The organism is Gemmatimonas sp. UBA7669 (assembly GCF_002483225.1).
Lineage (GTDB): Bacteria > Gemmatimonadota > Gemmatimonadetes > Gemmatimonadales > Gemmatimonadaceae > Gemmatimonas.
Window position 1 is genome coordinate 59,098 of record NZ_DLHL01000047.1, and the last position, 10,675, is coordinate 69,772.

Here is a 10,675-nt window from a genome sequence, read left to right on the forward strand (position 1 = left end):
TACAACAGGAGTATCGCATGGGACCTGCATTTGCACTGCTCGGACTGATGACCCTCGCCGGCGCGTCGCTGCGTTCCGGCCCACTCACCGCGCATGCCAGCGCGGTGCCACCAGGCGGCCCGCAGCCTGCCACGGGTCATGTCCTCGTAGTGGTCAGCAGTGCCGGCCGCGACAGCGGACGCACGCGCCCCGGCTTCGAGATGGACGAGTTCTCGCAAACCTGGCATATCCTCACCGCCAACGGTTTGCGCGTGACGGTGGCCAGTCCCGCGGGTGGCGCGCCGCAGCCTGACGCCTTCAGCGCGAAGCGCGACTACAACGCCCGCCTGCTCGCCGACACCGCCGCCATGCGGCAATTGCGCAACACGCGGCGCACCGCGGGGCTGCGTGCTGAGGACTTTGCCGCCGTGTTCATCGTGGGCGGCAAGGGCGCCATGTTTGACCTGCCGACGGACACCGCCCTCGTCCGTCTGGTAGGCCAGATCCACGATCGCGGCGGTGTCGTGGGCGCCGTATGTCACGGCCCCGCTGCACTGGCCAGTGTGCGACTCAGCAACGGACAACGGCTCGTGGCCGGCAAGCGTGTCACCGGCTTCACCGACGAAGAAGAAGTGGTCTTCGGCAAGAAGTGGCGGAGCGAGTATCCCTGGCTGCTGGAGGCGCAGCTGCGCAGCGTGGGCGGCAAGTGGGAAGAATCCGGACTCATGCTCCCCCATGTGGTCCGCGACGATCGCCTCGTCACCGGCCAGAATCCGTACGCCACCGCCGCCACGGTGGAGACGCTTATCACGGCCATGGGCCGCCCGCTCGCGGCGCGCACCCCGTGGCGCGACGAACGCAGTGTACGCTTTGCCGCCGACGCCCTCACGCGCGATCCGCTGGTGGTGCGACAGCAACTGGCCAAAGAGCGCAGCGAGATTGAGGTCGAGATGATCGGTCTCATCGGCTACTATCAACTGCAGGCCACCACCGACAGCACGCGGGTGCGCGAGGCACTCACCCTGCTCGAGTTGGCGGCTCCCTACATGCCCCAGCCGGAGATTTCGCTCGGCATGGCCGACGCCTTTCTCCGACTGGGCCGCGTTCGCGAAGCCAATGCCCTCGCTCGCCATGTAGCCGCGGAACACCCCGACCGCGCCGATGTCAAAACGCTACTCACCCAGCTTGAAGGTCGGAGCCGCTGAGTTCTCCCGTGACCGAGTCCTCTCATGACTGAGCGCATCGTGAAGCCTTCCACCGACAGCCTGCAGATTCTGGTCGTGGAGGATCACGCGGCACTCGGCCACGAGCTCGAAGTGCTGCTGACCGCAGACGGGCACCAGGTCACGCGGGCCTCCGACGGGCGCGCCGGACTCGCGCTGGCCCTCAGCGATCCGCCCGATGTCCTGGTGCTGGACCTGTCATTGCCCGGAATCGACGGCCTCAAGGTATGCGAGCGGCTGCGCGCGGAGTCCGACCGCCACATCCCGGTGCTCATGCTCACCGCACGCGATGCGCTGCGCGACAAGCTCGATGGATTTGCCGTCGGCGCCGACGACTACCTCGTCAAGCCATTTGCCAGTGAGGAACTGCTCGCGCGTTGCCGCGCGCTCGCCCATCGGCGGCGCGCCGGCGCGCCGCATCTCCTGCAAATCGGCAGTCTCGTCATCGATCGACGCAGCGGGCTCATTACGCGAGAGGGACAGGTGCTGACGTTTCGGCATACAGCCGGCCGCATTCTCATCATGCTGGCCGAGGCCTGGCCACGGGCGGTCACACGCAGCGAACTCATTCGCCGACTCTGGCATGCCGACCCACCCGAGAGCGACCCGCTGCGTTCGCACATGTATCTGCTCAGGCAGGTACTCGACAAACCGTTTGCCACGCCCATGCTGGAAACGGTGCACGACGTGGGATTTCGACTGCGAGCAGACCAGTGACGCTCCAGATGCGCCTCGTGCGGGCCTTCGGCATGTTCACCCTGCTTGGCACGGTCGTGTACAGTGCCATCACGGTCGTCCTGCTCTACAGCGTGGAGGACCAGGTCTTCGAGAAGCAGGTGCAGGAGGAAGCGGCGTGGCTTGAGGCCAATCGTCGTGCAGAGGGTCACTGGCCCGAGCCGCGCCTTCCGCACATGCAGCTCGCGACCTCGACATCGGCGCTGCCGCCCGACCTCGCCGCACCGCTGCGCGCCGAGCCGCGGCGGCATGAGTTCCGCGGCACGGATGGGCGTCACTATCACGTGCGCGCCGTCTCGCAGAACGCCGCGGGTCAACCGAATGCGTGGCTGGTGGCCGAGGTCAGCCGTCAGTTGGGCGTCAGGCCGCTACGGCGTGAACTGCTGATCAAGTGGCTGTTTGTGGTATCAGCGATTCTGCTCGGGGCCACATGGCTCGCACGGGCCGTGGCCCGTCGCATCACCACGCCGCTGCAGCAACTCGCCGAGGCCGTGGAATCCTCAGACGCGGTCGGCACCACGGTGCTGCGTGTGCCGCTCCCTGAGCATGCCGATCGCGAGGTGCGGGTGGTCACCTCGGCACTCGAAGCGTGGAGTGCACGTGTCGTGCAGCATGTGGCACGCGAACGGGCGTTCACCCGCGATGTGAGCCACGAGCTCCGTACGCCGTTGAGTGTGCTGCGCAGCAGCGTGGAGCGCGCACGCACTGAACCTGGCGTGCCATTCGAAACACAGGCCGCGCTGGTTGTGGCAGCCCGTGCCACACAGGATTTGCAGCGCACCATCGACACCCTGCTCATGCTGGCCCGCGAGCAGGACACGCCGCGCCGCAACGATTCGGCCGTTCGTTCCGTGCTTGAGTCCGTCCTCATCGATCGGATCGAGGATTTCGAGACTCGTGGGCTCACGATCGACATCGATGTCCCCCGCAGCCTGCGCCTGCCCGTCTCGGATGACGTGCTGCAACTCATGTTGGCCAGTCTGTTCGACAATGTGCGCGATCACGCGGCGCCAGGTGTGGTCACGGTGCGCGGCGCAGCAGGAGGGGTGGAGCTGCACAACCACCGTCGCAGCGCATCTGGCAAGGGCCATGGATTTGGCCTGCCGCTGGTGGCGCGGCTTGCCGAAGCCACGGGGCTCGCCATGAACGTGATCAGCGACGACAACAGCTTTGCCGTGCGTATCCGGCCTGCCCAGGCAGCCGCGCTCGACTGAAGAAACGCGGGCGGAGCACCGGCCTCGCGTCAGGACCTTGTCTTGCCTTGCGGATGCACCGTCTCCCCGCGCTCGAGCATGGCCACAAACTCCGCAATGCGTTTCGCGCGTCCGGCAGCCGTCTTGAGCTGCAGCACACGAAACGTGAGCGCAAAGCGATTCTGCGCCGACAGCGTGGCGTACATCGCGCGGGCCTTCTTCGAGGCCATGATGGCGGTCAGCAGGTCGTCTGGCGCCTCCATCGTGGTGGCATAAGCCGCATCCCAACGCCCATCGGCCTGCGCCGCACGCACGTGCACCAGTCCATGCTCGGTCATCCGCCCCTCGCGAACCAGTCGCTCCACATTGACCCGGTTGATACGGCTCCACACCGACTTCGGGCGACGCGGACAAAAGCGCTGCACAAAGGACTCGTCATCCCATGACTTGCGGATGGCATCGATCCATCCCCAGCACAGCGCCACATCGATGGCTTCGGTCTGCGAGATCGTGGGACGTCCACTGCCCTTCTTGAACATGCGGATCCACACCTCCTCGTCGGAGGCATGGTGTGTGGACAGCCAGTCGGCAAAAGCCGCCTGATCGACGAATTCCCTGATTCGTTCGGGACGCACGACAACGGGAGGCATGCGACAATCTGCATTGGGCGCAGGCCTCCCGCTTGTCCCACCTGTGTCAGGCGTTGCGCAATCGCGCCGCCGTCCGCTCCAGTCCGCGAAACTGCGCCTCCTCGTACGGGCTTCGTCCCGCAGCATTGCGTACGTTGGTCGCGGCCCCGGCCGCCAGCAGTTCGTTCACTACCTCGGCGGCCAGATCATCATCGTCGGGCAGACAAAACAGCGGTACCGGTTCTGGCACACGTTCCAGACGATGGTTGGCCAGTGAGGGATCGCCCTGCAACACCTCGCGCAGGCGCGCGATCAGTCCGCTGCCCGCGAGCGCGCGTACATCACGCGTCACCCCGGCAAGTCGGGTGCTCACCGCATGGCGACCGAGGTGAAGACTCCAGCTGAACGGCGTGCCTTGAAAGCGATGCTCACGCAGGTCCACGGCAGCGCCGGCGCTGAGCAGCACCTCAATGGCCTCCAGCGCGCCACCTTCCGCCGCACGGTGCAGCGGCGTGGCGCCGGTCGCATCGCGCAGGTCAACCGCTGCGCCAAGCGCCAACAGGAGCCGTACCGCCTCGGCCTTGTTGCGACCAGCGACGCTGTGCAGCAGATGTGGATCACGCAGCAGCGCAGGCTGTGCGGCCAACATGGTACGCGCCGTCTCGAGCTGGCCGTCCATGAGCTGAGCCAACACCGCATCCCGAAGCGGCAGCGCCTCCGCGCTGGCACCATGGGCCTCGAGGAGCGCCACCATGTCGGTATGGCCCGCCAGGCGCGCCACGGTATGTACCGGCCGCCCGACGTAACTGTGCAGCGTTGTCGCGTCCGCACCGTGCGCCAGCAGCCAGGCCGCGCGCCGCACATGCCGGTTGCTGACCGCGTTCCCCAACAGATAGTTCATCGTGTGCACCCGCACCGGCCCACTGAGCACACGGCCTTCCGTGGCAAACCAGAGCGACTCCCGGCCCTGCTGCACGCAGGCCTCCCACAGCCGAGCCGTCCAGTGTGGCTCGTCGTGCACAATGGACGTGTTGTACAGCACCTGCGTGTCAAACGGGTCCGCGCCGCGCGCCAGCAGCAACTCCGCGAGGGCCTGAGCCTGTGGATGCGATGGCTTGTTGCCTTCACCCTGACCGATCACACCGCATAGTGCCGTGAACGGGTTGCCCCAGCCGTCATCGAACTGCGCCTTTGGGTCGGCGCCCGCGTCCAGCAGAATCAGTGCCGCTTCCACCGCACGCTCGCCATCAAGACGACCATAGGCCACGTGCAACAGTGGCGTCCAGCCACGCTCGCTGTCAGTCGCGCGAACCAGCTCCGGCTGCTGCGCCAGCATGCGGCGCAACACATCCACTGCCCCGGCAGCCGCAGCCGTAAACACGCTGTCAGCCGCAAGCTCCGGCTCACGCGACAGCAATCGACGCGCGAGCGCGATCTCACCGCTCCATCCGTGTGACAACAGGACGCGCAGGTGGTCCGCACGCGTCTGTGCCGCGATCTGGCGATCGAGAGCGATCTGCTCCACCGCATCACGCAGCGCGGCCCAATGGGAGAACCCATACTCGCGCGCCAGTGCCTGCTGCACCGTGCGAAGAGTGGCGGGCTCCGGAACATCCGGCCACACGGCCTTCAGCCGCTGCGCCGCCGCGTCATTGCCGGCATCGAGGGCGTGCAGCCAGCGCTTGGCCTCGAGCTTGAGCGCGGCCACACTACTGCGAGGGGATAGCTGTCGGGACATGACACACTCCTTCCGTGGTGGCCAGAGTCCGCTCGCTGTGGCCGGGAAGAAGAGATGTCACCCGGACGCAGCTCCGCCACTTGGCGGAACTGCAGAATCGCACTGGGTGGGAGCAGGCTCCCTTGCCGCGGACTGGAGGCCCCCCAGCGGGGCGCTGTCCGTAACCTCGCCCTCAACTCGCCGCCTTGTCAACGCGCCCCAAGCCCCGCCGCCGCGCGCGTCGTGACCTCCACCGCGCGCGAGACCACCGAGCGGAAGCCGCCGTCTTCCAGCGCCAGCAAGCCGGCAATCGTGCAGCCCCCGGGCGAACTCACCTGATCGCGCAGCTCGGCCGGATGGCTGCCGGTCTCCAGCACCATGGCCGCCGCGCCCAGGGCCGTGCGCGCGGCCATGAACGTGGATACCTCACGGGACAGACCACAGGCCAATCCACCGGCAGCCAGCGCCTCAATCATCACGTACACGAAGGCCGGACCGCTGGCCGACAGCGCGGTCACGGCATCGAGATGCTTCTCGGCAAGCACCTGACAGGTCCCCAGCGCGCGGAAGATCTGTTCCACCTCCTGCAGATGCTCCGCCGTGGCGTGGCGGCCTGCACTGAGCACCGTGTGCCCCTGACCGATGAGACAGGGCGTGTTGGGCATGGCGCGGACCACCGGCCGCAGTCCACCCGTCAGCTGCTCCAGCGTGGACAGCGTCATGCCAGCCGCGATGGACACCACCAGTACATGGGCTGACAGTAGATGCAATTCGGCAAGAGCCTGCGCCACATCGTTGGGCTTCACGCAAAGCAGCACGATGTCGGCGCCCTCGCCAGCCGTTGCTGCATCGTGCGCCCATCGCGCGCCGGTGAGCTGAGTGGCCAGATCGCGCGCAACGCTGATGTCGCGATCCGCCAATGCGAGTTGGCTGGCGGTCACCACGCCGGCATGCACAAGCCCGGACGCGATGGCGCGACCCATGGTTCCGACTCCGATGATCGCTATGGACGAGGACAGCGTGTGCTGGGGTGACATGAGGCGTGGGGCATGAGAACACGCCGTCGGGTACGGGCCACATGCACAACGCCCCGTCCGGCGCAGAGGCCGAACGGGGCGAAAGACGCTGCAAAGGCGCAGAAAAGCGCAGCGAGCTATCGGGGCAGACACTCCTGGGAGCGCAGCACAACCGTCCGGCGTCGAATCGGGTTCGACGACGGTCGCGGTCGCGCACTGCGCACGGAGATGAGCTCTGAAGCCTGCATACCTGAACGGCTAGCGATCTGAAAGTCTCAGGTCAAGTCTGGCGGAACCGATTTGTGGGACGAGCACCACGGCTCCCGCCGTTACTTCACACGCGCGAGTGTTTCGTCCAACAGGCGAACCAGCGCCTCGCGATCATAGCTGAACTGATGACCGGCGTTGAGCTGCACCAACTCCTCCATCGCCTTGCGAATCGTGACCGCCGCCTGATTGGCTGCGGGCACCACCATGTATCGCGCACGCGGCTGCGGTGCCGTGAACGCGTGCAGCGCCGCGGCCGCCACACTGTCGGGCGGTGGATAGTTGTCGTAGTTGCCCATGGCGCGCACGAAGTTCTGCATGGCCGCCTCAAACGGCGTGCCCCGCGCGCGCTCGGCGGCCGCCTGCGCCGCCGACATCGTGTTGCGACCGATGTCCGAGCGATAGTTGCCGGGCTCGATGAGACTCGAGGTCACCCCCAGTGGCGCCATCTCCGCGCCGAGTGCGTCACCAAACGCTTCCACCGCATGCTTGCTCATGGAGTACACACCGAGCATCGGTCCCGACAGCACGCCGGAGATGGACGAGATGGTGACGACGCGCCCCTTGCTCGCAATGAGCAGCGGCGCGACGCCACGTGTGACACGCAGCGGCCCCATCACGTTCACGTCGAGTACGCGACGAAGTTCGTCATCGTCTGTGGCAATCAGCGGTCCGCCCGTGGCAACGCCGGCGTTGTTCACCACACCGTAGAGTCCGCGCCCGTCCCGCTGCGCCAATTGCACAAAGGCCGCAATGTCGGCGGTTGATGTGACATCCAGCCGCACGCCCTTCATGTTGGGGATGGCCGAGAGCGCCGCGATATCTTCGGCGCTTCGCGCCCCGGCGTATACGAAAAAGCCTTCGCGCGCGAGGCGTTCAGCGATGGTGCGACCAATGCCACTGCTTGCACCGGTGACGAGTACCGCGCGCGGCGCAGCCGACTGCGCGGAAAGCGGTTGGCCGGCTGCGGCGAACAACGCCGAGCCGAGCAGGGCGAGACAGAGCGAACGGAGCAAACGCATGGCGGGGCGGATTGGGGAGGGCTCAGCGGCTGACCCTGACGTCAACCACCGCGTGGTGCGCCCGATTGTAGTAAGGCCGGTGCGGCGCCGCCAGCATTTTTCACATCACCATTCATCCCACGTGCCCAACGGCGCGAAGGAAGGACCAACAGCTGCTATTCCGTGACGCGCGTCCGTGGCGCGCTACGGTTCCCGTCGATGGAAGATCCAGTCGGTTGTCGCGGGCTGTCCTCCGGCTCGGCGCACGAGCAGGGCCACCTGGCCGCGATGATGACTGCCATGCAGCAGCACCTGCGTGACGATCTCGTCCACAGTATTGCTGAATCGCGCACCGGTGCCGGTTCGGTACTCCACCGTCGATGCCAGAACGGCCTCGCCCTGAGCAGCCACTTCGCGCCATCCCGTCAGACTTTCGCGCGACAGTTCCGCGGCTTCGGCCAGCGTCAGCGTGGGCCACACGACATGCCGTGGCACCGCCCCAACCACGCGCGAGTACCACACGTGTTGAGCGGCCGCCATGTGTGCGTAGAGCCGCACACACTCGGCATGGGCCTCGCTCGTTGCATCGAGCGATTCAATGGACGCCCGGGTCCGCTCGTCGGCCCAGGCCAGATGGGTCAGCAGGGAGGAGAGATCGGCCATGGAGCATCAAGATACTCGACACGCCGCGTTCTTCGCACGGAACGTGTCAGGACGGAGGACGCACCCAGATCCATCCCTCTTGGCGAGCGCGGTCGGGATGGTCGGGCTGCAGCACCGTTCCTCGCAGAAAGTCGGCGCCGGCCAGCAGACACAGTGACGCGTCGAGCACGTCCGCATGCTGCAGCAGGACCGCGCGATGTGTGCCACCGACCAGCTCATCAGCCAGTGCCGCAAGCATCGCGTCACGAACACCCCGGTCGGCGGCCAGCTTGTACCCGGAACTGATCACACCGCGACCCACCAGCGTGCCCGCCGGATACACCTCGATGGCGGCAACCGGTGCGATATCCTCTGGCGTCCAGGCCATGGGGATCTCCAGCCCACACTGCAACCGCACACGCTGCAGCATCTGCAGTGCCGCGAGCGCCGTGCGCGCAATGCGATCCGCGCCAACATCGAGCGGCAGCTTGCCGAGTCGCTCGTGCACCACACGATCGGTTTCCCGCCGGAACAACTGATTGGCCTCACCGGCAAGCGGCGCACCGGCGCGATGTCCTGCGAGCGCCGCACCGAGCCCAGCCGGCCAACCCAGCGGGGCGTCCACCGCCAGCAGGCTGGGGCCGTCATGGGCCGCGACCCACTGCGACACCACATCCGCGGGGTCACCACCCTTACCCACCAACTGTGCCGCCAACACCTCCACACGGCCCTGCCGAAGCTGCCCGCGCGCCACACCGATCTTGGCGGGATCGGTAGCGCAGTCGATGCCGATGAGCTGGATCATCGCTTCCACTGCGCGGTGGCGCGCGGACGGCGTGATACGCTGGCCGCTGCTACTCGGCCGTGGTCGGGTCGATGATTGTGCGAATCTCGGAGACCCGATCGGCCGGGAATCCGCCAAGCCGCGCATGCTCGCGCACCATCTCGGCGTTGGGCGCCCGGTAGATGCAATGGATCTGATCCTGCGTGACGTAGCTGTGAACCCACTGAATCTCCGGTCCGAGGCCCTGCAGAACGCCGCAGGACTTCTGCGAAATGGCCTTGAGGTCGTCCGGGCCGAGATTGCCGGCTCCGGGAATGTTGCGTTCGATGAGGAACTGCGGCATGAGCAACTCTCGTGAGAAGGGTTCAGGCACCGTCCGGCCCGATCGACGGGCCGGACGGCGTTGGTAGTGCGAAGCTACCGCGCCATCCGGACCAGCGGGCATGACAATCACATCACCTCCTTCCCGGCAAACCACAACGCCCGCCGGGTGCGAATTGCTCCCGGCGGGCGTGCATATCTGGTTGCGACCCACTCGTCGCATCAGAGGCCGTTCATGACCTCAGGGCAGCAGCACCGTGTCGATGACGTGAATCACGCCATTCTTGGCCACCACATCGGCGGCGACGACCGAGGCGAAGTTGCGCGGACCCGTCACCCGCACGCCACCGGTCAGACCAACCGTGAGGCTGGTGCCGGTCAGCAGGGTGGGCAGCTGCTGGCCATTGCTCAGCTGCGACGAGAGTGCCCGTGAACCCACGACATGCAGCTGCAGCACCCGCGTCAGGGTGGCCACATCCGTCGGCGCGCCACCGGGAATGGCGGCGAAGGCGGCGTTGGTGGGCGCGAAGACGGTCAGGTTGCCACCACGAAGCGGCGTCACCAGGTTGGCCGCCTGCACCGCGCTCACCAGGCTGCTGAAGCCGCGGATGATGGCGTTGTCCACGATGTCGAGGCTGCCGAGCATCACGCCATCAATCAGGTGCACCACGCCGTTCGACGCCGCGACATCGGCGGTCGTGACACGTGCACCACCCACCGTCACCACACCGTTGGCCACCGACACCGGCAACGCCGTGCCTTCCACCGTCGTCAGCGTCTGCCCATCACGAAGCTGGCTGGCCGTGATGCGGCCCGGCACCACATGGAACGTGAGCACCTTGGTGAGAATGGCGCGGTTGCCCGTCTCGAGCAGACGCGTCACCACATCGCTCGGCAGTGCGGAGAACGCGCTGTTGACCGGCGCAAACACCGTGAACGGTCCTGTGCCATTGAGCGTCGTCGTGAGCTCGGCGGCCTGCAGCGCCGTCACCAGCGTGGAGAGATTGGCCGTGGCCGCAGCCGTCTGCGTGATGGTCTGCAGGGTGGGCGCGGTGGGGGTGTCATCATCGTCACTGCAGGCGACAAGCGTGGACGCCAGCACCGGCAGGGTCAGCGCCACGAGGGCGCGGCGAGTCATCATGAGCATGGAAGCACGCATGGCTGTTGG

At 66.7% G+C, this 10,675-nt stretch carries 11 protein-coding genes; 3 read left to right on the forward strand and 8 right to left on the reverse strand.

Features of this window, described 5'->3' with window-relative positions; all coding sequences use genetic code 11:
• Window positions 1-17: 17 nt before the first annotated feature.
• Genes B2747_RS13135 through B2747_RS13145 form a run of 3 tightly spaced genes read left to right on the forward strand, consistent with a single transcriptional unit; the run spans window position 18 to window position 3,151 of the window.
• Window positions 18-1,184 carry a DJ-1/PfpI family protein gene (locus B2747_RS13135; protein ID WP_291161654.1) on the forward strand — a complete coding sequence of 389 codons (1,167 nt, stop codon included), beginning with the start codon at window positions 18-20 and terminating at the stop codon, window positions 1,182-1,184.
• 24 nt (window positions 1,185-1,208) lie between these two features.
• Complete coding sequence (locus B2747_RS13140) at window positions 1,209-1,919, forward strand: response regulator transcription factor (RefSeq protein ID WP_291161657.1); 711 nt, start codon at window positions 1,209-1,211, stop codon at window positions 1,917-1,919.
• The gene (locus B2747_RS13145; protein ID WP_291161660.1) at window positions 1,916-3,151 is read left to right on the forward strand and encodes a sensor histidine kinase; all 1,236 of its coding nucleotides are present in this window, start codon (window positions 1,916-1,918) and stop codon (window positions 3,149-3,151) included. Before B2747_RS13140 ends, B2747_RS13145 begins: the two co-directional genes overlap by 4 nt.
• A 29-nt stretch (window positions 3,152-3,180) precedes the next feature.
• Here the strand turns inward: B2747_RS13145 and B2747_RS13150 are convergent, their stop codons facing one another.
• The 8 genes from B2747_RS13150 to B2747_RS13185 form a co-directional block, all read right to left on the reverse strand.
• Window positions 3,181-3,780 (reverse strand): YdeI/OmpD-associated family protein, encoded by a 600-nt coding sequence (locus B2747_RS13150; protein ID WP_291161662.1) that lies wholly within the window; start codon window positions 3,778-3,780, stop codon window positions 3,181-3,183.
• A 46-nt stretch (window positions 3,781-3,826) separates the two neighbouring features.
• Complete coding sequence (locus B2747_RS13155) at window positions 3,827-5,497, reverse strand: ankyrin repeat domain-containing protein (RefSeq protein ID WP_291161665.1); 1,671 nt, start codon at window positions 5,495-5,497, stop codon at window positions 3,827-3,829.
• A 188-nt stretch (window positions 5,498-5,685) separates the two neighbouring features.
• Complete coding sequence (proC, locus tag B2747_RS13160; RefSeq protein WP_291161668.1) at window positions 5,686-6,513, reverse strand: pyrroline-5-carboxylate reductase; 828 nt, start codon at window positions 6,511-6,513, stop codon at window positions 5,686-5,688.
• A gap of 308 nt (window positions 6,514-6,821) precedes the next feature.
• Entirely contained in the window at window positions 6,822-7,781 is a 960-nt protein-coding gene (locus tag B2747_RS13165; RefSeq protein ID WP_291161670.1) for an SDR family NAD(P)-dependent oxidoreductase, read from the reverse strand.
• Between the two features lie 183 nt (window positions 7,782-7,964).
• On the reverse strand, window positions 7,965-8,423 hold the full coding sequence (locus tag B2747_RS13170) for a DinB family protein (protein WP_291161673.1): 459 nt from the start codon (window positions 8,421-8,423) through the stop codon (window positions 7,965-7,967).
• Window positions 8,424-8,469: 46 nt separating this feature from the next.
• Entirely contained in the window at window positions 8,470-9,207 is a 738-nt protein-coding gene (locus tag B2747_RS13175; RefSeq protein ID WP_291161676.1) for a DUF429 domain-containing protein, read from the reverse strand.
• A gap of 49 nt (window positions 9,208-9,256) precedes the next feature.
• Window positions 9,257-9,529, reverse strand: coding sequence for a DUF4242 domain-containing protein (locus B2747_RS13180; RefSeq protein WP_343125905.1), 273 nt, complete (start codon window positions 9,527-9,529; stop codon window positions 9,257-9,259).
• A 219-nt stretch (window positions 9,530-9,748) separates the two neighbouring features.
• On the reverse strand, window positions 9,749-10,666 hold the full coding sequence (locus tag B2747_RS13185; RefSeq protein ID WP_291161682.1) for a fasciclin domain-containing protein: 918 nt from the start codon (window positions 10,664-10,666) through the stop codon (window positions 9,749-9,751).
• Window positions 10,667-10,675 lie beyond the last annotated feature (9 nt).